The following is a 24301-nucleotide window of genomic DNA, read 5'->3' on the forward strand; positions in this document are numbered from 1 at the left end:
CCGCTCAATTTTGCTTCGGCAACTTTTTTTGCTAAACCGTTTTAGTAAATGTGACCAGGGCGACAATTCAGTGCGAGAGGCAGAGGCGGAATACGCTTTTAATCCAGATCGCGTCGGTACGGTAACGCGGTCATCGCGCCTTTGGCCGTCGTGGCAAGCGCACCGCAGCGCTGTGCCAGCGCAATGATGGTCGGGAAATCGGATATTCCGCTCGCCAGGCCATACAGCATCCCGGCGACAAAGGCATCGCCCGCACCGGTGGTATCCACGCTGTTGACCACTGGCGCGTTGTAAGTCGTGAGGTGGCCGTTGTGCCAGGCGACAACGCCCTCTTTACCCAAGGTGACCAGTACCATTGGTACCGCATAGTGATCCACTAATAACCTCAGGCCCTCATCGACCGCGAGCTGCCCGGTGAGAAACGTCAACTCCTCTCGTGACAGCTTAACCATGTCGGCTTTGCGTAACGCCTGATCAAGGCACTCTCGTAAAACGTGGGCGTCCTGCCAGAGATCGGCTCGGATATTGGGATCGAAACTGACGAGTCCTCCCGCCTCCTTAACGGCATCCATCGCCTGAAAAGTGGTGGTGCGACTGGGTTCGGCGCTGAGTGCAATGGAACAGGCGTGCAGCCACTCCCCCTGATGGAAAGCGGGTAAATCCTGGGGTGACAAAAACAGGTCGGCACTCGGGCGAACCATAAAGGTGAACGAGCGCTCGCCGTCGGGTTGCAATTCAACCACGACTGTTGAAGTACGGTGCTGCGCATCCAAAGACAGAGAATCCACGTTCACGTTTTCGGCGATCAGCGTTTGTCGCATAAAGCGCCCAAACGGGTCGTCGCCCACTCGGCCAATAAAGCCGCTCTCTCCACCTAAACGCGCAACGCCAACCGCCACGTTGGCGGGCGCTCCGCCTGGACATTGCAGCAATCGTCCTTCGCCAGCGGGCAACAAATCGACAACCGCATCGCCCAGGACCCATATTTTCTTCATAATGCTCACCTTTAGCTAAATTTGTTAAACCGGTTTAGCTATTTAAGCACAACATCTGAAAACGGGAAATAGTGGTGAGAAAATGATGAGAATCAGAAAAGCATTTGCTGCCACAATCATAAGAAGAATTGTTGCGCCAATGATAGGGTTGAGTTGAGCGTCGAAACAGACCAAAAATAGCGGATCATCTACACTTTTTGTACACGCAACCAGGAGATGTGCGCATGGCTGACTGGAATCCCTCTTTATATCTGCAATATGGCGCGGAACGAACGCGTCCGGCTGCGGAATTACTCGCACGCATTGCGCTAGACGATGTGTCAGATGTGCTCGACTTAGGCTGCGGCCCCGGCAACAGCACCGCCCTTTTACATCAACGCTGGCCGTTGGCCCGGATTATGGGTGTCGATAATTCGCCTGCGATGCTGGAACAGGCGCGCGTTGCGGTGCCTGAATGTCGCTTCATTGAGGCTGACGTCCGGCAGTTTAAGCCAGAACACGCTGTCGACCTTATTTACGCTAACGCTTCCCTGCAGTGGATTCCGGATCATTACGCGTTGCTCCCGCACCTCATTTCCCTGCTCAAACTCAATGGCGTTCTGGCGGTGCAAATGCCCGATAACACGGACGAACCGAGCCATGTTCTGATGCGTGAAGTCGCTTACGAACAGGGCTATCCAAATCGTGCCCGCGAGCCGCTACCGGGTATTCATGCTTATTATGATATTTTGACCGAAGCCGGTTGCGATGTGGACATCTGGCGAACCACGTACTACCACAAAATGAGCTCCCACCAGGCCATTATTGACTGGGTCAGTGCGACGGGTTTACGTCCGTGGATGCAGGAGTTAAGCGAAAATGAACAGCTGAAGTTTCTGGAGCGGTATCATGAACTGCTGGTTCAGCAGTATCCAATTCAGGAAAATGGACAGATATTACTGGCCTTTCCGCGACTGTTTTTCGTTGCCAGACGAGAGCCTTAGACAAAAAAGTTTTCATCACACTGTCGGCAATATGGGCGTCAGTGTGATGTTAATGCTCAAAGCGGCACACGGTAACGTACAAAATCATCCACCCCGGCATAACGGTCATAGAGCCGCCGCGCGGGGTTTTCCTGCCGCGTCATCCAGTAAAGCATCGACCATCCCTCGCGTTTTCCTTCGGACTGAAGCGCATCTAGCAGGGCTTTGCCCGCGCCCATGCCTCTGGCCTCGGCATCGACATACAGATCCTCCAGATAGCAAATGGGTGCCGTGGTCCATGTCCCTTCATGCAGCACGCAGAGGGCAAAACCGATCGCTTTCCCCTCTGTTTCGGCTACCCGGCATAAAAGAGCTGAATCAGGGTTAAGTGCCCTTTCCCAGGTGAATTTCGTGACCGATTCATCCAGGTGATGATTATAGAAACTGACATATCCATCCCAGAGCAATCGCCATTGCGCATAATCTTCCGGACGTAACTCTCTTACCTTTATGGTCATTGATAACCTCTTTTCAGACGTCGATTGCCATATCGACACTGCGTAATTCGGCTCCTGCAAGTTTTGAAACATACAGGTTCTCGCCGAGCGTGCTAAATCCTTGCTTCAGATAAAATGCGTGCGCATTGGGCGTGGATGAGAGCGTGATCCGCGTTATTCCCCGTTGGCGCGCCTCCGCTTTTATGGCCGCGATAATCGCCCCGGCCAGCCCTTTACCCGTCGCGTTCGGCGCAGTAAACACGGCCTCCATGCTGTTCATCGCCAGATCGAGATAGCCTGTGGCGACCGGTTCGCCGTTTTCATCAACGGCGACGAAAAAGGGATTGTCGATAACGACCTGACGATAGCTCTCCGGCATGAGATCGGGCGTCCAGCGATCGATAACCTCGGCGTCATAATTGCTCTGGCAGCCTGCGCGAATCGCCAGATTGCGAATTTGCCAGAGTTTTTCTGCTTCCTCAGGTACTGCACGTCTTAAGGTCATTTATTCCTCTGCTGTTCAGGCTTTTTAGAATGTGATACTCATGAAAATAGCAGAAGGCAAACAAAAACATAACGACTAAAAAGGGAGATCCTGATATGGCCACGCCAACGCTCACCACGGAACGTCTGTTACTGAAGCCGTTAGAAAAAACGGATGCGGAGCAAATTCAGAAGCGTTATCCGCGCTGGGAGATTGTTCGTTATATGGTCGCCAGCGTGCCCTGGCCCTACCCGGAAAATGGGGCAGAATATTACGTCAATAACGTTGCGCTGCCGGATATCGAAAAAGGTATCGCCTGGTTTTGGACGATTCGCCGGCATGACGATCCCGACCAATTGATAGGGCTAATCTGCCTGTACGACGAGGAAGATAACAATCGTGGATTCTGGCTTGCGCCGGAATGGCAGGGTCAGGGATTGATGCGAGAAGCCAGCATTGCCGCCACAGATTATTGGTTTAACACGCTGAACAGACCTCTTCTTCGCGCGCCAAAAGCCGCTATCAATGACCGTTCACAGCGGATTTCCGTTAGCAGCGGCATGCGTCTGGTGAAAACCGAAAAGAAAGCCTACGTCTGCGGCGAACTGGATTCCGAGCTTTGGGAAATTACACGCGAAGAGTGGAACGCCCTGAAGCGTTCCTGAGGGTTCATCACGTCAGCTGATAGCGTCTGTCGGGTAACAGTCGTGCGGGGATTTCTGGCTCATCGTTCATTTGCAGCAGATCGATTTCCATCGCATTACAGATTGCATCGAGCGGCAAATCATTGTTTTCAATACCAAACGGTTCTTCCAACTCTTCTGCCAGCGCATCGAGTGCAATGAAGGTATAAGAGACCAGAACGGAGATGAACGGCGTCATGTAATGCAGATCGCCAACCAGCGCAAACGGCAGCATGATGCAGAACAAATAGACGGTGCGATGCAAAATCAGCGTGTACGCAAACGGGACGGGCGTATTGGCGATACGCTCGCAACCCGCCAGCACGACCGACATATCATTCAGGCGATTATTCAAACTGTGGAAAAGAATATCCGACAGCTGCCCTTCTCTGCGGCGGATGGCCAGCCACTCGCCCATAATCAGCAGGATACGGTTAGCCGGAGATTGAGAATCCATCGCCGCCCGCAGGTGGTCTGCACTGAGATAGCGTGCCAGCCTTTCGGCCTGCGGCTGTCGGCGCAACGTCATGCGTAAACAATGGGCGAAAGCAATTTGCAGGCGCACAAACTCACCCAGATGCGGATCGTCCGGTAATGTGTTTTTCACCTCGCGAAACAACGAGCGTGACGCTATCATCAACTGCCCCCACAGCTGGCGAGCTTCGACGTAGCGCGAATAACAGGCGTTATTGCGAAAACCGAGGAAAATAGCGATCGCCACGCCAAGAATACTGAATGGCGCAACGGTCAGCTTGAAACCCAGCGACGAGTACCAGGGCAGCGCCAAAACGACGGCAATTGATAACAAAAAGTTGAGAAACAGCCGGGTAAAAATTTTAGACAGGACGGAACCGTGCCAGACAAAAATCAGGCGCAGCCAGTGCTGTTGAGGACGAACAATCATAGTCAGCTTCAGGCAAAATAAAGAGCGCGACTATTAAACGTGATCCCCGTCACCGTTGCAAGCTTGTTACCAGGATATTGCATTTCTACCCTATTAGACAAAAAGCGGCACGATGCTGAAGTGAGTTTTTTAAAAGCTTGGTAAATAGTATGTTGTAACTAATGTACTGTTTTAAAAAACCCGGCCGCAGCCGGGCAATAATTAGCAGAGCTGTTTCACCGCAGTGCGCATTCCCTGAAGCAAAATCGCATCAAGGTCGAGCGTAACTTGTTCTACCAATCCGCTGACTTTCGTCAGGTCTTGTTCCCAATGCTCGCTCACGCTCAGAACGGTTTTCACCAGTTCGCTGGTGCTGATCTGTTTGTCGTGATGCTGGGTCCACAGCTGCTGATAGCGATCAAGCCAGTGCTGGTCATCTTGTACCGGATAACGTTCCCCGTTGCGCTCCCCGCGATAGAACGCAATCAGCGCGGCAAGGGCAAACGTTAGACGAGCCGGTAATTTGCCGGTTGCCTTCTGCCCTGCCAGCAGTTGAGGCAAGATGCGGGTACGGTATTTTGTCATGCCGTTCAATGCAATCGACAACAGCTGATGCTTAATGTACGGGTTACGGAAACGCCCTGTCACCGCACTGGCGAAGGATTCAAGCTCATCTTTCGGCAAATCGAGTACCGGAATAATTTCCTGATAAATGGCTTTTTCAACAAACGCACAAACCTCTGCGTCGTTCATGGCTTCGCCGACGGTGTCCAGACCAGCCTGGAAAGCAACGGGAACCAGCGCGGTATGCGCCCCGTTCAGGATCGCGACTTTACGTTCTTTATACGGCTTGATGTCGTCGACAATCAGCACATTCAGCGAAAGTTTGTCCAGACGCAATTCGCTGGCGAGGGATTTAGGTCCCTGGATGACAAAAAGATAGAAGTGCTCAGCGGTATCCAGGAAGCTGTCGTGATAGCCCAGCTCTGTTTCAAGCGCGGCAACTTCGTCACGCGGATACCCCGTCACAATACGGTCAACCAGCGTTGAGCAGAAGGCGTTGGCATCATTCAACCATTGCGTAAATTCTGCGGGCAGCGCCCACTCTTGCGCATAACGAAGCACCAGTTCACGCAGGGCATCGCCGTTATAATCAATCAGTTCGCAAGGAATGATGACCCAACCTTTATCAGCAGCACCGTTGAAATGGCTGAAGCGCTCGAACAGCAAACGGGTGAGTTTGGCGGGATAACTGACGGCAGGCGCATCGTCAAATTTGTCTTCGGCGTGGTAGCTGATGCCCGCTTCCGTGGTGTTGGAGAAAACAAAGCGCATGTCAGGATTGTGCGCGAGCTTCAGGAATTCGTCGTACTGGCTGTAAACACTGATTTCGCGGTTAACGGAGCGGATAAGACGCGCATCGCTCACCGCTTCGCCCTGCTCATTCAGACCACGAATGATTGTGGTGTACAAACCGTCCTGGGTGCTCAGTGAAGGCGGAAAATCGCTCTGGATTGGGCGGACAATCACCACACCCGAATTCAGATCCGTATGTTCGTTTAACAGATCGATCTGCCAGTCGATGAACGCACGCAGAAAGTTACCTTCACCAAACTGAATGATGCGTTCAGGATAGAGCGCACCGGGGAAATCGCGACGGTTGAGTGTGTTCACAATAGGGTTCCTTTTTTAAGTAGTCATACAGCCCGATAAGATTGGTCCAATAACTTATCAAACTTTTCGACCATGAAACCCTGTTTTGATCAATTCATGCAGCAATTGTGAAATAAATTATAAAAACTTATAGAACAGCGTTGTCGCCGTCATTTCGCCGTCTGGCATCAGCGCGTAATCCGGGATTTCGCCCACTCTAATCCATCCACCACGCACATAGAAGCTTTCTGCCCCGCTACCGCTTGCGGTATCCAGCACCAGAACGGTTTTGCCTTGCTCTCTGGCGGCAGCTTCAAGCGCTTCCATTAATGCCATGGCCACACCACGGCGGCGCGCTTTTTCATGGACCAACAGTTTGGCGACATCGGCGCGATGCGGCTGATTTTCGGGTTGATCGGTCAGGAGTTGTACGGTGCCTAAAAGCTCGCCGTGCTGGTCGCGACACACCAACACGGTGCGCTCCTGGCGTTCGACGCTTTCAGCGACGCCGCGCCAGAATGCGCACGCATCTTGATGAGAAAAAGGCGCCATGAAACTGACCGATGCCCCGCCGTTTACGCAGTTGGCGAGAATATCGGCCAGGGCATCAATATTGGAGAGGATTTCATCCCGAGAGAGCGAATGAACGGACATTGACGGGGTCATAGGATTTCCTTGTAAAGTGACCCCAACACATTGCTATTAATAATGATTTATCGCAAGTTGACCCGCCATAGGTCTTTGTGATGTTAAGGACCGACAGCGTACTGCTGCTTCATGGCGGAAATTTTTTCATCCGCAGTTTGTAGCCAGCGCTGGAGATCGTTTTGCTGATGGTCAAACTCACACACGCCCCAGGAGAATGTCAGGCTCCAGGGATGCAGGCCGCGCTGATTGTACTTCGCCACCTGTTCGTTTAAATATTGCATTGCTATCCACGCCCCCTGTTCATCGGTGTCCGCAAACAGCACCGCGAATTCATCGCCGCCATAACGCACCAGCAGGTCAGCCTCACGGAATGCGCCACGCATCAGTTCCGTCATCGCTTTTAGTGCAACATCACCTTCGGCGTGCCCATACCGTTCGTTAATCTGCCTGAAGCGGTCCAAATCCATCCAGGCGAGCGTTAACGGTTCCGCGCGTCGTCTGGCACCGGAAAGCGCGAATGCCGCAAACTGGTTAAATCCACGGCGGTTAAACAATCCCGTCAATTCATCGGTCGTTGCCGCACAGGCTGCGGCAAATTCATCTTCTACCAGCGCGGCGAGATCGTTAAGCGCCGTCAGATCTGAAGGGCTCATTTCACGGGGAACATAATCCATCAGGCATAACGTTCCGACTATTGCCCCGTTCGGCAAAGAGAGCGGTACGCCTGCATAAAAACGCACTCCCGGCGTCCCCGTGACCAGCGGATTATCGCGGAAACGGGCGTCGTGATGCGTATCAGGGACCACCAGCGGAGCGTTATCCAGAATGGTGTGCCCGCAAAAAGAGAGGTTTCGCGGCAGCCCGGATGTCTTAGCACCTTCTGTCGACATGGCAACTTGCACGCGCTCATCCATCAAATTAACCGTCGCCACGGGCACATTAAACAGGCGTTTCGCCAGACGACTGATCCGGTCATAGGGCTGAAGATGATTCGATTCAAGAAGCCCGGATTCGCGCAGGGCGAGCAGACGTTCAGATTCATTGGCAGGAATTGCAGGCGCTTTCATAATGTCTCCTGACACTCAGCTTTTTAATAGCTTAGCCTAAACAAGCGACTTGTCAGTGCGCGTAAATTCGATTTTTACCGCCGCGTTTGGCCTGGTAAAGTGCGGTATCAGCGGCCTGTAGCCAGTCGGTGACATTTTCCATATCACGAGTTGCCCCCGCAATACCGATACTTAACGTACAATTTATCGCTTCTTCCGCCACGTCGTCCATGACCGCGGCGGCCTCCATAATTCGCGACGCCACCACATGCGCCTCTTCAATTGAGGTGTTCGGCAGCAGGATGACAAATTCATCCCCGCCCAGCCGCGCCGGGGTATCCGTCTGTCGGGTAGCCAGATGCAGAATCTCCGACACCGTCGCCAGCATCGTATCCCCAACTTTATGGCCAAAACGATCGTTCACCTCTTTAAAATTATCGATATCGATAAACATCAGCGCCGATTCGCGACTGTCATGCTGGAGCTTTTTAAGCTCTTTTTCGATACGTTTTTCCAGCAGGCGTCGGTTAGCAATGTCCAGCAACGGATCCATCATCGCGATCCGTTCAAGCTCACGAGATTTGACACGCAAGCGGATAGCAATGCTGTCGGTCAGCACGCTCAGGGCAATAATATAGATGGCAATTAACGGCAGTGTCGCAAACATGGTTTGCTGAGAAACGAAGATATCGATGTGCATGCCTTGCGTCAGCCAGGCCGCGAGAAACACCACCAGCATCGCAACAGCGGCTTTTCTCATCAGGACAAAACCGCCGGCGGAGAGCCGATCCGCTAACAGAATGGTGGCAATCACCACCGAGGGCAACGGATTCACCGCCATCATCGCTATCCAGAAGCCGCCCGCCGCGGCGTCCACAACCAGATTGTGATGCTCGGTCACCAGCGGCGTTGAAGATCGGCTGGCGTGTTGCCAGGCCACGGTTGGCCAGACAAAGGCATTCAAGGCGAGTAAAAGCATTAGCCATTCTGAACGTTGCTGTTCAATCAAAACGGTAAGAATAGGAATAAAACAGAGAAATGTGCCAAGGATACGCATCAAAAACATACGTTTGACAAACCGATTCCCTGGTAAGCGATGCTGTTTACTCAGTTTGTCCATTCCGTTCATGCTGCGTTTTTTCCGATGTGAAATCTCGGGTATCTTATTGAGCTTAAAAATACCTGGCAACAATTATATCCGCATATTGATAACATCTGTGCCGCATTCTGCCTGGGATGGTGACGGTTACACGCGTTCGGGATTTTTTCCCTCGCCTACCGCTGGCCGATCGTTCGGTTGACGCGCACTGGTACGATTTCGCCCTGCTTTTTTCGAACGATAGAGATAATCGTCGGCTTCAGCCAAAAGCATGTTAAACACATCGGTCAGCTGCCAGGATTCAGCTTTTGCACTGCCGAGGCCAATACTGACTGTCAAAAAGAGCGTTTGCTGACGCCAGCTAAACGGGTGTGACGCAATAGTTTCTCTAATTCGTTCAGCAAGCTCGACGCCCTGACGTACATCGCCCGAATTCACCACAACCACAAATTCTTCGCCTCCCATTCGCGCAACGATCCCGTCTTCGCCCACGACCTGCTGCACTTTCGCAGCAAATGCGGCCAGCACGCTATCGCCACATTCATGACCATAGTTGTCGTTGATGCTTTTGAAGTAATCAATATCCAGCAGCATGACCGTTAAAAAACGGGGATGCCGATGAGACTCTTCGTGCTTTAGCGCCTCATACAAGCCTGAACGCGAGTACACACGCGTGAGAAAATCATAATCTGCCCGCAGAGAAACCTGATAAATAAGCGAATTGATCGCCGCCACGCTCACGGAAACCATGATGGGACAAATGGCCATGGTGGCAATGCCAAGGCGTGCAGAGAACATCATCGGCGTAGACAGCGGCGTGGCGACGGCAATATCGATAATGGAGTTGGCCACCAGGATAATTTCGATTCCCCCGGTCAGGAACGTCAGCAGACAGGTCGCCGGGAGTGAATACCGGACGGCACACCAGATAAGCGCCGGCAACGGGAATGCCAGACTGCCCGCGCCGCCAATGACTACAGAGGCGATCACCGACACCACCAGCGCCAGCACAGGCAAGAAATGCCCCACCTGCACCGAACGATTCATCTCCGGCACTTTGATCGTCAACAGGCACGGTAAAATGAGCACACCCGTTGAAAACTGCTCGCTAAACCAGTCGGCATACAGCGGCCAGAAGGTTTGACTGTCAATGCCAACAGAGCCGATCGCCCCCACCAGCGCGCACAGTAGCGCAGCAATCAGACAATAGTTAAACAGCCGCAGCGCATTGATAGGCTCGGGCGTTTGGCGTCCCATTTGTTTGTCCCGCGTGACCAGCTGAGCCACCGTGACGATGAAGACCATATTGGAGAGATTAATCACCACGGAGGCAATGCCCCAGTTGGTCGTCACCGCGTCATACATCAGCATAGCGACATAGGACACCGCGTAGTAACGCAGGCGATTGAGATACGCATAGCGGGCGAACACCCCTGCAATGACGCCGTTCAGCGGCCAGAAGAGTGAGAGCGCTTCCACGAGACGCAGTTCTGCACCAATAAGATAAAACAGCGTGGTGAGCGCGAAAATGCTGAGTGAATTCCGCAGAACGTTGTCGGGCTGGAACGGCTTAAATGAGAGCAAGGAAGAGGGCATTAAATATCAATCCATATAATCGCTTAACGCAATTATTTAGCGGTCATCAGCATGAATAATCAAAGATTAGCATGTATGTGTAACATGCATAACCCGGCAAGATAAGCCCTCAATGTTTGGCGTTCATTTGCAGGACCAGCCAATGGTGAATAACGGTCACGACATAAGCCTGTTGATCGGCATCTAACGCTTGTCCCTGGGGAATCTGGTGCCACTTCGCCAGACAGCCGCGACAGCACGTTGCGGTCGCGTGCTGGGCAATAAACACCGGATGACCGCGCATGGGGGTCTGTTTCCCATCGTTAACCGGCTGTGCGGGAGCCAGCCGACGGGCGATAAAATCCGCCGCATGCTGGTCGATAATGTCCGCGCCTTTGTCCCAACAATATTGTCGCTCTTTGGTGCCCAGCCGAAAGCGCGAGCGGAACGTCGACCGCGCCAGACGGGCGAAAAGCGGATCGAGCGTATTCATCAGTAAACGGAGCGTCCCAGGCGCTGGGTCAGCTTTTCGAGTACCGCGACGCCCGCGAGGGAATTCCCGGTGTCATCCAGTTCCGGGCTCCAGACGGCAATCGCCATCTCATGCGGCACAATCGCGACGACCCCGCCGCCGACGCCCGATTTTGCAGGCAGCCCGACGCGCCACGCAAATTCACCGGCATTCTGATACATCCCGCTGGTCGCCATAAGCGCATTTACCTGCCGCGCCTGCATTGGCGTCACTACCGCCTGCGCATGATGCGAAGAATAGCCCCGATCGGCCAGGAACAGAAACGTGCGCGCCAGCTCCACACAGCTCATTTTCAGCGCGCAATAGTGGAAATAGTTTTGCAGCACCGTCGCGACATCGTTATGAAAATTACCGAAGGATTTCATCAGCCAGGCAATCGCAGCATTTCGCGCTGAATGTTCAAATTCAGAGCGTGCAACGTTTGCGTCGTAGCTCAGATCGGAAACGCCACTCAGCTGGCGCACAATTTCCAGCATGCGCTGGCGAGGCGCGCTAAGACGGCTTTGCAGCATATCGCACACCACCAGCGCCCCGGCGTTAATAAACGGATTACGGGGTTTCCCCTGTTCGATTTCCAGCTGCAATAACGAGTTAAACGGCTGACCAGACGGATCTTTACCGACACGTTGCCAAATCTCATCTTCCTCGTACTGGCGCATCGCCGCGACCAGGCTTAATACTTTGGAAATGGACTGAATGGAGAAGCGCTCGGTAGCATCACCGGCCTGATAAAGCTGCCCCTCCACGGTACAAATGGCAATCGCCAGTTTGTTTCCGCTCACCGAGGCGAGCGCAGGAATGTAATCGGCGACCTTTCCCTGCCCCAGTAACGGGCGAACTTGCGCCAGAATATCGTCCAGCATCTCATTATCAATGACCGCAGCCACAGTCTGCTCCTTGCCCACAGGCCAAAATCGGCCTGTGAGTATATCAGAGGCGGATATAGCGCGTCAGGCTGGAAGACGAAAGCGCGAAACGGCCTGCATCAGCAGATAAGATTCATCGTGCAATCGGCGCGAGGATTCTGACGCAGTCGTCACCAGCGCGTCGGTCTGGCGAGAAACCTGGTTGAGCGCCTGAAGCTGACGCGTCATCTGATGGATGCTCTCCCCCTGACTCAGCGTCGCCGCCGAAATATCCTCCAGCAAACTGCTTAAATTGGCGACCAGCCCGGTGACCTGCTGCAGATTGTTTTCGAGTCTAACCACCGCCTTTGATCCCTCTTCGATGCCGTGCAACGAGTGATTAATCAGCGCCTGGATGGTCTGTGTAGAGTGGCTGCTCTTTCTTGCCAGCAGTCCCACTTCCCGCGCCACCACGGCAAACCCGCGGCCTTCGTTGCCCGCATGCGCGGCTTCGATCGCCGCATTAAGTGCCAGAATGTTGGTCTGGAACGCGACGCTGTCGATCAGGGTGACGATCCCACGCATCTCCGACGAGCGTTCGACAATCGCCTGCATTGACGCATTCACCGTAGACATCATCACATCCCCACCCGCTGCCGTTTGTCGCGCTTCGTTCGCGCGGCTGCTTGCCAGTTTCGCGTAGCCGGAATTGCCCTCAACGTGCGTTTCCAGCGCGGCAATGTGCGCGGTGACGTCATTAAGCTCTTGCGCCTGGCGCGCAGACTGCTGATACAGCTTCTGATTCCCGTCGGCCAGCGAGCCAATATTCTCGACCATCGACAGCGTCGCGTCGCTGACTTCCGTCACCAGCTGCTGTAGGCCATTTTGCATGGTGGTGATACTGGCGTTAAGCTGCCCTATCTCACGGTTAAAGCATTTTACGCCCGGAGGCATTCCCGACAGATCGCCTGCGGCCAGCCTGTCGATATGCGCAATAAGCTTACGCAGCGGGATAATGACCCAGCGCGACATCCCAAACCACACCAGGATCGCAATCATAAGCAACACCACGGGGGCGAGCAGGAACAGTGACTGGAGGTTTGATAACCGGTCCATTAACGACTGTCGGCCCACACCTGCGCGGGCCTCGCTGGCAAGCTGATAGCGGGCGAAGTTATCGTTAAAATCGGTCTGGAAGGCCTGAGCCGGCACGGCAAAAAAACTGTCAATCGAGTTGGTTTTCACCAGCCCTTCCGCCTGCTCGTTGATGGCCCCAAAGAAGAGCTGATAGCTGTTAACCAGCGCCTCGTCTTTTGGCGGATTGAGCGCACGCCACGCATTCCAGGCCTGCTGTGAGGCGCTAAGGGCTTTCTGGGCTTCATCCATCAGGCTGTGCCAGCTTCCTTCGGATCCGGTTTCTTTATCCTGCATGAAATAGACGCCAGAGCGATTAAGCAGATCGCTTGCTGCTAATAGCGAAACGCGCGCCAGATCCAGTTTGCTCTGCTGCTGTTGCGTCAGCTGATTCTGTTGTTCATTACGCTGTGCGTCGCGCAGTGAGGCCGTCAGCAGTATCGACGAGGAGAGTTGCAGTGCGGAAAAGAGTCCGATAATACAAAAGATGCCTGCCAGCAGACCAAACTGACGCGGTATCCTGCGCTTCGCACGCCGGCGGAAAATTTGCGTTAGGTTCATAATATTCTTCTGTAACAATACGTTAGACGCGTGCGAGTCTACGAAACGTAAATGACAGAACCATGACACAAAAATGACAAAGGCCTTCATGATGAAGGCCTTTATGACAGCGACGAAAAGGCGTTACACGCGATCTTTCCACACTGTCTGGATATTACAGAACTCATGCAGGCCGAAGTGGGACAGTTCACGGCCAAAACCGCTTTTCTTCACACCGCCAAACGCGACGCGCGGATCGCTGGCGCTAAAGCCATTAATAAACACGCCGCCGCACTCAAGATCACGGGCAAATGACTCAGCGCGTTGCTCATCGGCGGTGAAGACCGTCGCCGACAGACCAAAGTCGCTGTCATTTGCCAGCGTCAGCGCATGTTCAGCATCCTTTGCAACGGTGATAGTCGCCACCGGGCCAAACAGCTCCTGGCGGAATGCGGTCATGTCCGGCGTGACATTTCCCAGCACCGTCGTGGCATAGTAGTTGCCTGCACCTGCGATTTTCTCGCCACCCAGTAGCAGGGTTGCCCCTTCATCAAGCGTAGCCAGAACTTGCTGGTGCAATTCATCACGCAGATCGGCACGCGCCATCGGTCCTAAATAGTGCTCTTCTACGTCCGGTGCGCCCATTTTCAGCGCCGCTGCCGCCGCAACAAAGCGTTCCGTAAACTGCGCGGCAATGCCCTCTTCGATGATAAACCGTTTGGCCGCTGCGCAAACCTGTCCGGTATTCTGGTAGCGCCCCGTTACCGCGGCTTTCACCGCCAGATCCAAATCGGCATCATCCAGTACGATAAACGGATCGGAACCGCCCAGTTCCAGCACGCATTTTTTCAACGCCGCCGCAGCCTGTGCTCCAATCGCCGCGCCTGCACGCACGCTGCCGGTGACGGTAACTGCGGCAATGCGTTTGTCGTTAATCGCCTGGCTGACGCCGTCATTGGTGGCATTGACCCATCCAAAAACGCCTTTTGGGAAACCGGCATCAGTAAAAATCTGACCGATAAGGTCGGCCGATCCAAGCACATTGGGCGCATGCTTGAGCAGATAGCTGTTACCCGCCAGCAGAATAGGCACCGCGCCGCGCAGCACTTGCCACAGCGGGAAATTCCACGGCATCACCGCCAGAATCGCGCCGAGCGGTCGATAGGCAATGACCGCTTTTTGATTTTCGACAAGCGTAGGTTCAGCATTCAGCATCGCCGGACCGTGCTGGGCGTACCAGTCGCAAAGCGCGGCGGTTTTGGTCACTTCGGCCCGCGCCTGCACAATCGGCTTGCCCATTTCGCGGGACATAATTTGCGCCATCTCTTCAGCGCGCACCCGTATTGCTTCGCCCAGGTCGCGCAGCTTTTGCGCGCGATGAGCAACGCTTTCCTGGCGCCACTGACGAAAGCCTGCGTCAGCGAGTGCGATAGCCCGATCAACGTCGTGTTGCGTCGCCCACGGGTATGCCGCCAGGGTTTTACCATTCGCCGGGTTAACAGACACAGCGTGAGTTGCAGATGAATACGTCATAAGGATCTCCACGGAATAAAAGTTGATTCATTGTGGTCGACTCTGCTATTTCTTAAAACTGAATAATATTAACCCACTTATTCACGAATCGAGAATGGCATGGATTTAACTCAGCTTGAAATGTTTAACGCCGTGGCCCAAGCCGGGAGCATCACCCAGGCCGCGCAAAAGGTGCATCGCGTGCCGTCAAATCTGACGACGCGTATTCGTCAGCTCGAGGCCGACCTGGGCGTTGAGCTGTTTATCCGCGAGAATCAACGCCTGCGGCTTTCTCCGGCTGGACACAATTTTCTGCGTTACAGCAAACAGATTCTGGCGCAGGTGGATGAAGCACGGATGGTCGTTTCCGGTGATGAGCCGCAGGGTTTGTTTTCGCTGGGCTCGCTGGAGAGCACCGCAGCTGTGCGCATTCCTGAATCGCTGGCGCAGTTCAATCAGCGCTATCCGCGTATCCAGTTTGCCCTGTCAACCGGCCCGTCCGGCACGATGATCGATGGTGTGCTGGAAGGTACATTAAGCGCCGCGTTTGTCGATGGCCCGCTGTCCCACCCGGAACTTGACGGAATGCCGGTGTATCAGGAAGAGATGATGCTGGTGGCCGCTGCCGGACACGCAGAGGTATCATGCGCCACGCAGGTGAGCGGCTGTGACGTGTATGCCTTTCGCGCCAACTGCTCATATCGGCGTCATCTGGAAAGCTGGTTTCATGCCGACCGGTCAATGCCTGGCCGTATTCATGAGATGGAGTCTTATCACGGGATGCTCGCCTGCGTCATTGCCGGAGCGGGTATTGCGCTGATGCCCCGCTCGATGCTGGAAAGCATGCCGGGGCATCATCAGGTTGAAGCCTGGCCGCTGGCGGAAAACTGGCGCTGGCTGACGACCTGGCTGGTGTGGCGACGCGGGGCGATGACGCGCCCGCTTGAGGCGTTTATAGCACTGCTAAACGAACGTCAGCCACCAGCGCCTTCTCCATAAATAGGCTGAGCGGGTCAGCAACGTAAGGGGCAAACGCCTCGCGCAAACCGTACCCGTGGTTTTCATACAGTCGCACTGCGGCGTGCTGCTTGATGCCGGTTTCCAGGCGTAGCGTATGGCATCCGCGAGATAACGCTTCGTCTTCCAGCGCGGCCAGCAGTTTTTCACCTAACTGTTGTCCGCGATGGGTGGGATCGATATAGACGCGCTTCATCTCTCCGGTGCCGTCGCCGTTCAGGACGATAGCGCCGCATCCCACCGCCTTAAGCTGGCGATCGCGGATCACCATCATGATCAGGCTGTCCGTCGAGAGTTGAGTCAGATCGAGCAGATGGTTACTTTCAGCGGGATAGAGTTCGCTCTGATACGCATCAAGCGCGGCGATGAGCGAGACAATGTCCGGATGGGCGGCAGATTCAGAGGTAATGGAATACATGGCAGGCTCCTTTGTTGTTTTTATTCCAGGATAGCGCCCCGCCTTTGTAAGCGCTTCATAGTATTAACTTATGATGACGTTCATCAGTTGCACGAACGCGGGAGACAGCAGTAATTTTGTTATAGCCGCCGTGAAACTGAATGGACAACACATGAATACCAAAGCCCGTAAAGTGATGATCATTGGAGCAGGTAATGTGGGCGCGTCTGCCGCCTATGCCCTGCTCAATCAGAATATCTGTGAAGAACTCATTCTGGTGGACCTCAACCGGGATCGCGCCGAAGGGCACGCACAGGATCTGGCGGATGCCGCCGCGTATATGCCGGGCATGATGAGCATTTCGACGCGCGACGCGCGCGACTGCGCGGATGTGGATATCGCGGTAATCACCGTGTCGGGCGGCGCGCTCAAGCCCGGGCAAACCCGTCTTGATGAGCTGACTAACACTGCGCGGATTGTAAAAGGCCTGGTCCCGCAGATGATGGAAAACGGCTTTAACGGCATCTTTCTGATCGCCACCAATCCCTGCGATATCATCACCTGGCAGGTGTGGACACTGTCAGGTCTGCCGCGCAGCCAGGTGATCGGCACCGGCGTTTGGCTGGATACAACGCGATTACGTCGTACACTCGCGCAGGCGCTGGATATTGGTGCGCAAAGCATCGACGCTTTTATTCTCGGCGAGCACGGCGACACCCAGTTCCCGGTTTGGTCGCACTCCTCGGTTTACGGCTCGCCGATCGGCGAAGTCTATCAGCGCCACACCGGTGAAACGCTTGACCGTCAGCAGCTCGCAGAGAAGGTTCGCCGTCAGGGTTTCGATATCTATAACCGCAAAGGCTGCACCGAATACGGCATTGCCGGAACGATTGCTGAGATTTGCCGCAATATTTTCACCGGCAGTCACCGCGCGCTGGCGATTTCCTGCGTGCTGGAGGGGGAATATGGAATGGAGGGGCTAGCGATTGGGGTGCCCGCCGTGCTGGCGCAAAGCGGCGTTCAGCAAATTATTGAGCTGCAACTGGCGGAAGATGAACAGGTCAAATTCCGCCACTCTGCCGAGGTAATTAAGGCCAATATCGCCCGATTACCCTAGAACGGACGCCTGACGCAGGAAGATTTTGCCTTTCATATACAGCGTGGCCTGACCGGCAATCAGCACGCGGTCACCCTGTAATTCACAGCGCAGATCCCCGCCACGAGCAGAGACCTGGCGGGCGCGCATCTGCGTTTTGCCCAGTTTCGCGCTCCAGTAGGGGATCAGCATGCTGTGCGTTGACCCGGTGACGGGATCTTCCGGCACCCCTTCTCCCGGACAGAAAAAGCGGCTGACAAAATCATACTCATCGCCGGGTGCTGTCACGCAGACCATTTTCTCCAGCGGGAGCATCGCCGCGATATCGGGCGTTAAAGACTCTACCTGCTGTTGGTTCTCCAGCACCACCATGTAATCGCGACCCGCGCGGACCTCTTTTGCGCTGGAAATACCGAGCGCGCTGAAGAGCAGTGCGGGCGGATTCTCCACCGTCTCGCTTTCCCACGCCGGGAAATTCAGCGTCAGCCAGTCGCCGTTGCGCTTAACGGTGAGATTGCCAACAAAACGCGTTGAAAAGACGATTTCGGTCTGCGGATAATCGAGATACTCAAAAATCACATGCGCCGCCGCCAGCGTGGCATGTCCGCACAGGTTAATTTCATACTGCGTGGTGAACCAGCGCAGCGCAAAGCCCTCGTCGGTGCGAACAAAAAAGGCAGTTTCTGACTGGTTGTGCTGCTGCGCCATCTTCAGCAGCGTCTCGTCAGGCAGCCACTCTTCAAGCGGACAGACCGCTGCCGCATTGCCGCCAAAGGATTTATCGCTGAATGCATCAACCAGATAAAATTCAATTTCCTGCATTGTCTTACCGCCTGTTCTTGTTGTGTTGTCCTCATCTTCTGTGAAAACAACGATCTGCGCTACCTTTTCGATAAGGTAAATTTTGAGATCTGCGTCACATAATGGTTGTCTTTTAGCCAGTTTACGCTTTAAGATCGCCCTCTCTTCTTATCTGCAACGAATGCGTTTTATTCCTATGACAACAAACACGGTTTCCCGCAAGGTCGCGTGGCTACGTGTGGTCACGCTGGCCATTGCCGCCTTTATTTTTAATACCACTGAATTTGTCCCGGTTGGCCTGCTGTCTGACATTGCCCACAGTTTCCAGATGGAAACGGCGCAGGTTGGCATCATGCTGACGATTTACGCGTGGGTCGTGGCGCTGATGTCATTGCCCTTTATGCTGCTGACCAGCCAGATGGAACGCCGAAAACTGCTGATCGGGCTGTTTGTGTTGTTTATCGCCAGCCACGTGCTTTCCTTCCTGGCGTGGAACTTTACCGTGCTGGTGATAAGCCGCATTGGCATTGCCTTTGCGCACGCGATTTTCTGGTCGATTACCGCCTCGCTCGCCATACGTCTGGCACCTGCCGGTAAACGTGCACAGGCGCTCAGTCTGCTGGCGACCGGTACGGCGCTGGCGATGGTGTTGGGTCTGCCGTTGGGTCGAATCGTCGGGCAATATTTTGGCTGGCGCACCACTTTCTTCGCGATCGGCCTGGGCGCGCTGATTACCCTGCTGTGTTTGATCAAGCTGCTGCCAAAACTGCCGAGTGAACATTCTGGCTCGTTGAAAAGTCTGCCGCTGCTGTTCCGTCGCCCGGCGCTGATGAGCATTTATCTGCTGACGGTGGTAGTCGTGACCGCCCATTACACGGCCTACAGCTACATCGAACCCTTTGTGCAGGTGGTGGCAGGCTTTAGCGCTAACGTCGCCACGGTATTGCTGTTGATTCTGGGCGGCGCGGGGATTATCGGCAGCGTGCTGTTCGGGAAACTCGGGAATAAACACGCCTCTCTGCTGGTCAGCAGCGCCATTGGCCTGCTGCTGGCGTGCCTGTTGCTGTTGATGCCCGCCGCGCAAAGCGAAAGCCATCTGGCCATCCTGAGCATTTTCTGGGGCGTGGCGATCATGATTATCGGCCTGGGTATGCAGGTTAAAGTGCTGGCGCTGGCGCCTGATGCAACGGACGTGGCGATGTCACTCTTTTCGGGGATATTCAATATTGGTATCGGCGCAGGCGCGCTCGTCGGAAATCAAATCAGCCTTCACCTGTCGATGTCGTCGATTGGATATCTGGGTGCCATTCCCGCCCTGGCGGCGTTTATCTGGTCGATTCTGATATTCCGCAAATGGCCAGTGGCGCTCGAAGAGCAGCCGCATCACGGATAAAAAAGAGGTGGCTGAGGCCACCTTTTTTATTAATGGTAGTTTTTAATAATTTCCAGCACGCCGTTAATAATAAACTGCACACCCATGCAGACCAGCAGGAAGCCCATCAAACGCGAAATCGCTTCGATGCCCCCTTTGCCAACCCAGCGCATGATCGCCCCGGAACTGCGTAAACTGCCCCACAGAATGACGCCAATCAGCGCAAAAATCAGCGGCGGTGCAACCATCACTACCCACTCGGAGAACGTCGAGCCATCACGCACCGTTGAGGCGGAGCTGATGATCATCGCTATCGTTCCCGGCCCTGCCGTGCTGGGCATCGCTAAAGGCACAAACGCGATATTGGCCGAAGGCTCATCTTCCAACTGTTCCGACTTGCTTTTGGCTTCAGGTGATTCATGCGGTTTATGAGGCGGGAAAAGCATCCGGAAACCGATAAACGCAACGATAAGCCCCCCCGCAATTCGCAGCCCAGGAATCGAAATGCCAAACGTATTCATCACCAGCTGTCCGGCGTAATAAGCCACCATCATGATGATAAAAACGTACACCGAGGCCATCAGCGCCTGATGATTACGTTCGGCACTGTTCATGTTACCCGCAAGACCTAAAAACAGCGCGACGGTCGTTAACGGGTTCGCCAGCGGCAACAACACCACCAGCCCAAGACCTATTGCCTGAATTAATTCCACCATTTCGCGTCGTTATCCTTATCCATAATTAACATCCCATTATACGGTGAAAATTCCCCGTTGAGCCACGAGCACAACGTAAGCAGTGTTTTCCACTGCGCAATGACAGCCGGTCGGTATGTTTATGATTTAAAACGCCCCGAAAAAAGTTCATGAAACGTTTTAGCAAAACGTGGCATCGGCGGATACATTCGGTTGACTTATACTTGCCTGAGCAATAATATCTGCCGTGATTAAACTACTTGCCAGGGCAACCATTGTGAAAAGCACCAGTGATCTCTTCAACGAAATTATTCCACTGGGCCGTCTTATTCATATGGTTAACCAGAAAAAAGATCGCCTGCTCAACGATTATCTGTCTCCGATGGATATCACCGCGACACAATTCAAAGTGTTGTGCTCCATTCGCTGCGAGGTGTGTATCACGCCTGTTGAGCTGAAAAAAGTGCTCTCGGTCGATCTGGGTGCGCTGACGCGCATGCTCGATCGTCTCGTCTGCAAAGGATGGATTGAAAGGCGACCGAACCCGAATGACAAGCGCGGCGTGCTGGTGCAACTCACCTGCGAAGGCGCGGCCGTGTGCGAAAAATGTCATGAGCTAGTAGGACAAACACTGCATCAGGAACTAACAAAAAACTTAACGGCGGATGAAGTGCTGACGCTTGAACATTTGCTCAAGAAAATCCTGCCGTAAACAGAAAGAGGTATGACGATGTCCAGACGCAATAATGACGCCATCACTATTCATAGCATTTTGGACTGGATTGAAGATAACCTGGAATCGCCGCTCTCACTGGAAAAGGTGTCCGAGCGTTCAGGTTACTCAAAATGGCACCTGCAACGGATGTTCAAAAAAGAGACCGGTCATTCATTAGGTCAATACATTCGCAGCCGCAAGCTGACGGAAATTGCTCAGAAACTGAAAGAGAGCAACGAACCGATCCTGTATCTGGCGGAACGCTATGGTTTTGAATCGCAACAGACCCTGACCCGCACGTTCAAGAACTATTTCGACGTGCCACCGCACAAGTATCGCATCACCAGTATGCCTGGTGAGTCCCGATACCTGCTACCGCTAACGAACTGTCATTGCTAATCGCCTGATTAAGAGCCTGTTTCATTAGGTATAGCCTGTTGCCGACAGTATGGATCTGGAAAACGCGCAATAACCGAAGCGTACGCAGAGTACGTGAGGTTGATGCGCACTACCCGAGTCCCGAATGGCAAACACAATAACCTAATGTGCCAGGCGCTAAGACGTAACCGAGGAAATCATGAAAACTATCGCCTCCGCCGCCCTCACCTTACTGGTGCTGGTCTCCGGCCAGACTTTTGCGGAGCAAACCACTCACGCTAACCAGCAGAACAGTCGTACCGCGATAGTTCTGCCAACCGCACACGAACAATCGCCTTTTGATTTTAATCATATGGGTGCGGGTAGCGACAAATCCGACGAATTAGGCGTGCCGTATTACAACCAACGCTAACGTTAATTCGTTTTGGCCCTGCTCCGGCAGGGCTTTTTTCTTTCATCCCTTGATTCGCGTCGCACGGCGCAACCGCAAACCAAACACGTTGATATACAACCCTCCCATGATCAACGCTGCACCCAGCAGCTGTAACACCGTGAGTTTCTCGTCCAGCAGAACAGCCGCGCTTGCCAGCCCGACGACCGGAACCAGCAGAGACAACGGCGCGACGCGCCAGGTTTCGTAGCGTCCCAGCAAGGTTCCCCAGATCCCGTACCCCACAATCGTGGCGACGAACGCCAGATAAACCAGCGACAAAATCGTCGTGAGATCGATCTCAACCAGACTTTTGAGCATGACCGCAGCGCCGTCAAAAATGAGTGAGGCGATCATAAATGGGACAACCGGAATCAGCGCGCTCCAGACCACCAGCGACATCACCGCCGGACGCGCGTCATGCTGCATGATGAGTTTGTTGAAGATATTCCCACATGCCCAGCTCAGTCCCGCCGCCAGCGTCAGCATAAAGCCCAGCAGCGCGACGTGTTGCCCATTCAGACTGGCCTCCGCCAAAATCAGCACGCCAAACACCGCGACGGTGATCCCCGCCAGCTGTTTGCCCTGCAGGCGCTCACCAAAGACAAACGCGCCAAGAATGATGGTGAAAAACGCCTGAGCCTGGAGAACCAGTGATGCCAGCCCCGCAGGCATGCCAAATTTAATGGCGCAAAACAGAAAGGCGAACTGCCCAAAGCTGATGGTCAGACCGTAACCGAGCAGCAGGCGAAACGGGATTTTAGGCCGCGCAACGAAGAATAATGCGGGAACTGCGACCAGCAAAAAGCGTAAACCGGCCAGCATCAGCGGAGGCATGTTATGCAAACCTAACTTAATGACCACAAAATTCAGGCCCCACACCACGACCACCAGCAACGCCAGCAGCCCGTCTTTACGCGTCATACATCGCCTCTGATTATTAAATTTTTGTAAACAGATTCAAGGTAACGAAAAAAGCCCGCCAGGAAAAGATCATTAATTCTGGCAGTCAGGCGAAGCACTTAGGGATAAATTAGGTGCTATACAAGCCCCTTATGTCGTGATACTCCTGATAAAACACAACAAAAAAATCGTAAGCATTTGTCGGGCAGAACTATGAAACCATCTCTCAGGCGCTCAACCGCAGCGCTGCTGGCGTCGTCATTATTATTAACAATCGGTCGTGGTGCGACGCTCCCGTTTATGACCATCTACCTCACCCGTGTCTACAACATGAGCGTTGAGAATATCGGTTATGCCCTGACGATCGCGCTGACTATTGGCGTGGTTTTCAGCATGGGGTTTGGCATCCTCGCGGATAAGTTTGATAAAAAACGCTATATGCTGATATCGATTCTGGCGTTTATCGCCGGGTTTGTAGCCATTCCGCTGGTGCATAACGTCACGCTGGTCGTCGTGTTCTTTGCCCTGATTAACTGTGCCTATTCCGTGTTCTCCACGGTGCTAAAAGCCTGGTTCTCCGATGTGCTCACGTCGTCCGAGAAAGCGCGCGTATTTTCGCTGAACTACAGTTTTCTGAATATTGGCTGGACGATTGGTCCGCCGATAGGCACCTTGCTGGTGATGTACAGCTTGCAATTACCGTTCTGGCTGGCGGCGTTCTGTGCCGCGCTGCCGCTGGTGTTTATTCAGTTCTATGTGCAAAAGAGCGTGGCTGCCGATGCCGAACACGCCCCCGTACCGTGGCAACCGTCGGTACTCCTGCGTGACAAAGCGTTGTTCTGGTATACGCTCTCCGGGCTTCTGGCCTCTTACGTCGGGGGATCTTTCGCCAGCTGTATTTCCCAGTACGTCCTGGCAGCCGATTACGACAGTGATTTTGCGCAAAACGTGGTTGCCGTTGTGCTCCCGGTGAATGCCGCCGTGGTGGTGTCACTGCAATACCTCATTGGACGCAGAATCACGGCCAGCAATATTCGCCCTTTGATGGCGCTCGGCACGCTGTTTTTTGTGCTGGGACTGGGCGGATTTATGTTCTCCGGCAGCAATTTGATCTACTGGGGAATAGCCGCAGCGGTCTTTACCGTGGGGGAAATTATCTATGCACCGGGCGAATACATGCTGATCGATAACATCGCCCCGCCGGGGATGAAAGCCAGCTATTTTTCCGCGCAAGCGCTGGGGTGGCTCGGTGCCGCAGCGAACCCAATGATCACCGGTATTATTCTGACCCATTTGCCGCACTGGTCATTATTTGCGGTGATGATGGCGGCGATTGTGATTGCGTGGCTGATGATTTTGCGTGGAATGCGCGTGAAAGCGTGGCAGGAAGAGCCGAAAACAGCGTAAAA

26 protein-coding genes are annotated in these 24301 nt (G+C 53.9%); 9 read left to right on the forward strand and 17 right to left on the reverse strand.

Annotation, left to right across the window (positions count from 1 at the left end):
* Nucleotides 1–98 precede the first annotated feature (98 nt).
* Entirely contained in the window at nucleotides 99–998 is a 900-nt protein-coding gene (locus AC0LWE_RS02725; RefSeq protein ID WP_096759581.1) for an aminoimidazole riboside kinase, read from the reverse strand.
* A gap of 221 nt (nucleotides 999–1219) precedes the next feature.
* Here AC0LWE_RS02725 and tam point away from each other — a divergent pair, with 221 nt between their 5' ends.
* A complete protein-coding gene (gene tam / locus AC0LWE_RS02730) occupies nucleotides 1220–1978 on the forward strand; it encodes a trans-aconitate 2-methyltransferase (protein WP_202693437.1) in 759 nt (252 codons plus the stop codon).
* Nucleotides 1979–2034: 56 nt separating this feature from the next.
* Here tam and AC0LWE_RS02735 read toward each other — a convergent pair whose 3' ends face one another.
* Both AC0LWE_RS02735 and AC0LWE_RS02740 read right to left on the reverse strand, forming a co-directional pair.
* Nucleotides 2035–2475, reverse strand: coding sequence for a GNAT family N-acetyltransferase (locus AC0LWE_RS02735; RefSeq protein WP_219346577.1), 441 nt, complete (start codon nucleotides 2473–2475; stop codon nucleotides 2035–2037).
* A gap of 13 nt (nucleotides 2476–2488) precedes the next feature.
* Nucleotides 2489–2959 (reverse strand): GNAT family N-acetyltransferase, encoded by a 471-nt coding sequence (locus AC0LWE_RS02740; RefSeq protein WP_219346578.1) that lies wholly within the window; start codon nucleotides 2957–2959, stop codon nucleotides 2489–2491.
* Nucleotides 2960–3054: 95 nt separating this feature from the next.
* Here AC0LWE_RS02740 and AC0LWE_RS02745 point away from each other — a divergent pair, with 95 nt between their 5' ends.
* Entirely contained in the window at nucleotides 3055–3603 is a 549-nt protein-coding gene (locus tag AC0LWE_RS02745; protein ID WP_131486537.1) for a GNAT family N-acetyltransferase, read from the forward strand.
* Between the two features lie 7 nt (nucleotides 3604–3610).
* On the opposite strand, the gene AC0LWE_RS02750 is transcribed toward AC0LWE_RS02745, so the two are convergent.
* The 10 genes from AC0LWE_RS02750 to sad form a co-directional block, all read right to left on the reverse strand.
* Entirely contained in the window at nucleotides 3611–4525 is a 915-nt protein-coding gene (locus AC0LWE_RS02750; protein WP_059178887.1) for a bestrophin family protein, read from the reverse strand.
* 201 nt (nucleotides 4526–4726) lie between these two features.
* On the reverse strand, nucleotides 4727–6178 hold the full coding sequence (locus tag AC0LWE_RS02755; protein WP_059178886.1) for a tagaturonate reductase: 1452 nt from the start codon (nucleotides 6176–6178) through the stop codon (nucleotides 4727–4729).
* A 117-nt stretch (nucleotides 6179–6295) separates the two neighbouring features.
* Nucleotides 6296–6823 carry a GNAT family N-acetyltransferase gene (locus AC0LWE_RS02760; protein WP_219346579.1) on the reverse strand — a complete coding sequence of 176 codons (528 nt, stop codon included), beginning with the start codon at nucleotides 6821–6823 and terminating at the stop codon, nucleotides 6296–6298.
* A gap of 83 nt (nucleotides 6824–6906) precedes the next feature.
* Nucleotides 6907–7872 carry a sensor domain-containing diguanylate cyclase gene (locus AC0LWE_RS02765; RefSeq protein WP_059178884.1) on the reverse strand — a complete coding sequence of 322 codons (966 nt, stop codon included), beginning with the start codon at nucleotides 7870–7872 and terminating at the stop codon, nucleotides 6907–6909.
* 52 nt (nucleotides 7873–7924) lie between these two features.
* The gene (locus tag AC0LWE_RS02770; RefSeq protein ID WP_059179132.1) at nucleotides 7925–8917 is read right to left on the reverse strand and encodes a diguanylate cyclase; all 993 of its coding nucleotides are present in this window, start codon (nucleotides 8915–8917) and stop codon (nucleotides 7925–7927) included.
* A gap of 180 nt (nucleotides 8918–9097) precedes the next feature.
* Nucleotides 9098–10546 carry a GGDEF domain-containing protein gene (locus AC0LWE_RS02775; protein ID WP_219346580.1) on the reverse strand — a complete coding sequence of 483 codons (1449 nt, stop codon included), beginning with the start codon at nucleotides 10544–10546 and terminating at the stop codon, nucleotides 9098–9100.
* A gap of 109 nt (nucleotides 10547–10655) precedes the next feature.
* Complete coding sequence (locus AC0LWE_RS02780) at nucleotides 10656–11018, reverse strand: DUF4186 domain-containing protein (RefSeq protein ID WP_131486532.1); 363 nt, start codon at nucleotides 11016–11018, stop codon at nucleotides 10656–10658.
* Complete coding sequence (glsB, locus tag AC0LWE_RS02785; protein WP_202665413.1) at nucleotides 11018–11944, reverse strand: glutaminase B; 927 nt, start codon at nucleotides 11942–11944, stop codon at nucleotides 11018–11020. Before glsB ends, AC0LWE_RS02780 begins: the two co-directional genes overlap by 1 nt.
* Before the next feature lie 63 nt (nucleotides 11945–12007).
* Nucleotides 12008–13597 carry a methyl-accepting chemotaxis protein gene (locus AC0LWE_RS02790; RefSeq protein ID WP_219346581.1) on the reverse strand — a complete coding sequence of 530 codons (1590 nt, stop codon included), beginning with the start codon at nucleotides 13595–13597 and terminating at the stop codon, nucleotides 12008–12010.
* Between the two features lie 123 nt (nucleotides 13598–13720).
* Nucleotides 13721–15109, reverse strand: a complete 1389-nt coding sequence (sad, locus tag AC0LWE_RS02795; RefSeq protein ID WP_219346582.1) for a succinate-semialdehyde dehydrogenase — start codon at nucleotides 15107–15109, stop codon at nucleotides 13721–13723.
* Between the two features lie 99 nt (nucleotides 15110–15208).
* Between sad and ptrR the strand changes: the two genes are divergently transcribed.
* Entirely contained in the window at nucleotides 15209–16087 is an 879-nt protein-coding gene (ptrR, locus tag AC0LWE_RS02800) for a putrescine utilization regulator PtrR (RefSeq protein ID WP_219346583.1), read from the forward strand.
* Here the strand turns inward: ptrR and AC0LWE_RS02805 are convergent.
* Entirely contained in the window at nucleotides 16041–16523 is a 483-nt protein-coding gene (locus AC0LWE_RS02805) for a GNAT family N-acetyltransferase (RefSeq protein ID WP_059178877.1), read from the reverse strand. The two genes, ptrR and AC0LWE_RS02805, sit on opposite strands and share 47 nt — an antisense overlap.
* Nucleotides 16524–16674: 151 nt before the next feature.
* Between AC0LWE_RS02805 and AC0LWE_RS02810 the strand changes: the two genes are divergently transcribed.
* Nucleotides 16675–17619: an L-lactate dehydrogenase gene (locus AC0LWE_RS02810; protein ID WP_202665417.1), complete on the forward strand. Its 945-nt coding sequence runs from the start codon at nucleotides 16675–16677 to the stop codon at nucleotides 17617–17619.
* Here the strand turns inward: AC0LWE_RS02810 and AC0LWE_RS02815 are convergent.
* Complete coding sequence (locus AC0LWE_RS02815) at nucleotides 17611–18420, reverse strand: PhzF family phenazine biosynthesis protein (protein WP_059178875.1); 810 nt, start codon at nucleotides 18418–18420, stop codon at nucleotides 17611–17613. The two genes, AC0LWE_RS02810 and AC0LWE_RS02815, sit on opposite strands and share 9 nt — an antisense overlap.
* Before the next feature lie 175 nt (nucleotides 18421–18595).
* Between AC0LWE_RS02815 and AC0LWE_RS02820 the strand changes: the two genes are divergently transcribed.
* Entirely contained in the window at nucleotides 18596–19792 is a 1197-nt protein-coding gene (locus tag AC0LWE_RS02820) for a sugar transporter (RefSeq protein ID WP_219346584.1), read from the forward strand.
* Nucleotides 19793–19821: 29 nt separating this feature from the next.
* Here AC0LWE_RS02820 and AC0LWE_RS02825 read toward each other — a convergent pair whose 3' ends face one another.
* Nucleotides 19822–20487, reverse strand: a complete 666-nt coding sequence (locus AC0LWE_RS02825; protein WP_059178873.1) for a MarC family NAAT transporter — start codon at nucleotides 20485–20487, stop codon at nucleotides 19822–19824.
* A 256-nt stretch (nucleotides 20488–20743) separates the two neighbouring features.
* Here AC0LWE_RS02825 and marR point away from each other — a divergent pair, with 256 nt between their 5' ends.
* The 3 genes from marR to marB all read left to right on the forward strand — a co-directional run bounded on the left by marR (nucleotide 20744) and on the right by marB (nucleotide 21971).
* The gene (marR, locus tag AC0LWE_RS02830) at nucleotides 20744–21178 is read left to right on the forward strand and encodes a multiple antibiotic resistance transcriptional regulator MarR (protein ID WP_059178872.1); all 435 of its coding nucleotides are present in this window, start codon (nucleotides 20744–20746) and stop codon (nucleotides 21176–21178) included.
* Nucleotides 21179–21196: 18 nt separating this feature from the next.
* Complete coding sequence (gene marA, locus AC0LWE_RS02835) at nucleotides 21197–21580, forward strand: MDR efflux pump AcrAB transcriptional activator MarA (RefSeq protein WP_012017388.1); 384 nt, start codon at nucleotides 21197–21199, stop codon at nucleotides 21578–21580.
* A 178-nt stretch (nucleotides 21581–21758) separates the two neighbouring features.
* Nucleotides 21759–21971, forward strand: a complete 213-nt coding sequence (gene marB / locus AC0LWE_RS02840) for a multiple antibiotic resistance protein MarB (protein WP_012017387.1) — start codon at nucleotides 21759–21761, stop codon at nucleotides 21969–21971.
* A gap of 42 nt (nucleotides 21972–22013) precedes the next feature.
* Here marB and eamA read toward each other — a convergent pair whose 3' ends face one another.
* On the reverse strand, nucleotides 22014–22913 hold the full coding sequence (gene eamA, locus AC0LWE_RS02845; protein ID WP_131486524.1) for an O-acetylserine/cysteine exporter: 900 nt from the start codon (nucleotides 22911–22913) through the stop codon (nucleotides 22014–22016).
* A 192-nt stretch (nucleotides 22914–23105) separates the two neighbouring features.
* On the opposite strand from eamA, the gene ydeE reads away from it, so the two are divergent.
* Nucleotides 23106–24299: an efflux MFS transporter YdeE gene (gene ydeE / locus AC0LWE_RS02850; protein WP_234593410.1), complete on the forward strand. Its 1194-nt coding sequence runs from the start codon at nucleotides 23106–23108 to the stop codon at nucleotides 24297–24299.
* Nucleotides 24300–24301: the final 2 nt, after the last annotated feature.

It is taken from the genome of Lelliottia sp. RD5, from assembly GCF_056032945.1.

Coding starts and splice junctions, on each gene's coding strand:
- tam (WP_202693437.1), top strand. CDS start 1,220: ATGGCTGACTGGAATCCCTCTTTATATCTGCAATATGGCGCGGAACGA.
- AC0LWE_RS02735 (WP_219346577.1), bottom strand. CDS start 2,475: ATGACCATAAAGGTAAGAGAGTTACGTCCGGAAGATTATGCGCAATGG.
- AC0LWE_RS02740 (WP_219346578.1), bottom strand. CDS start 2,959: ATGACCTTAAGACGTGCAGTACCTGAGGAAGCAGAAAAACTCTGGCAA.
- AC0LWE_RS02745 (WP_131486537.1), top strand. CDS start 3,055: ATGGCCACGCCAACGCTCACCACGGAACGTCTGTTACTGAAGCCGTTA.
- AC0LWE_RS02750 (WP_059178887.1), bottom strand. CDS start 4,525: ATGATTGTTCGTCCTCAACAGCACTGGCTGCGCCTGATTTTTGTCTGG.
- AC0LWE_RS02760 (WP_219346579.1), bottom strand. CDS start 6,823: ATGACCCCGTCAATGTCCGTTCATTCGCTCTCTCGGGATGAAATCCTC.
- AC0LWE_RS02765 (WP_059178884.1), bottom strand. CDS start 7,872: ATGAAAGCGCCTGCAATTCCTGCCAATGAATCTGAACGTCTGCTCGCC.
- AC0LWE_RS02770 (WP_059179132.1), bottom strand. CDS start 8,917: ATGTTTTTGATGCGTATCCTTGGCACATTTCTCTGTTTTATTCCTATT.
- AC0LWE_RS02775 (WP_219346580.1), bottom strand. CDS start 10,546: ATGCCCTCTTCCTTGCTCTCATTTAAGCCGTTCCAGCCCGACAACGTT.
- AC0LWE_RS02780 (WP_131486532.1), bottom strand. CDS start 11,018: ATGAATACGCTCGATCCGCTTTTCGCCCGTCTGGCGCGGTCGACGTTC.
- AC0LWE_RS02790 (WP_219346581.1), bottom strand. CDS start 13,597: ATGAACCTAACGCAAATTTTCCGCCGGCGTGCGAAGCGCAGGATACCG.
- sad (WP_219346582.1), bottom strand. CDS start 15,109: ATGACGTATTCATCTGCAACTCACGCTGTGTCTGTTAACCCGGCGAAT.
- ptrR (WP_219346583.1), top strand. CDS start 15,209: ATGGATTTAACTCAGCTTGAAATGTTTAACGCCGTGGCCCAAGCCGGG.
- AC0LWE_RS02805 (WP_059178877.1), bottom strand. CDS start 16,523: ATGTATTCCATTACCTCTGAATCTGCCGCCCATCCGGACATTGTCTCG.
- AC0LWE_RS02810 (WP_202665417.1), top strand. CDS start 16,675: ATGAATACCAAAGCCCGTAAAGTGATGATCATTGGAGCAGGTAATGTG.
- AC0LWE_RS02815 (WP_059178875.1), bottom strand. CDS start 18,420: ATGCAGGAAATTGAATTTTATCTGGTTGATGCATTCAGCGATAAATCC.
- AC0LWE_RS02820 (WP_219346584.1), top strand. CDS start 18,596: ATGACAACAAACACGGTTTCCCGCAAGGTCGCGTGGCTACGTGTGGTC.
- AC0LWE_RS02825 (WP_059178873.1), bottom strand. CDS start 20,487: ATGGTGGAATTAATTCAGGCAATAGGTCTTGGGCTGGTGGTGTTGTTG.
- marA (WP_012017388.1), top strand. CDS start 21,197: ATGTCCAGACGCAATAATGACGCCATCACTATTCATAGCATTTTGGAC.
- marB (WP_012017387.1), top strand. CDS start 21,759: ATGAAAACTATCGCCTCCGCCGCCCTCACCTTACTGGTGCTGGTCTCC.
- eamA (WP_131486524.1), bottom strand. CDS start 22,913: ATGACGCGTAAAGACGGGCTGCTGGCGTTGCTGGTGGTCGTGGTGTGG.
- ydeE (WP_234593410.1), top strand. CDS start 23,106: ATGAAACCATCTCTCAGGCGCTCAACCGCAGCGCTGCTGGCGTCGTCA.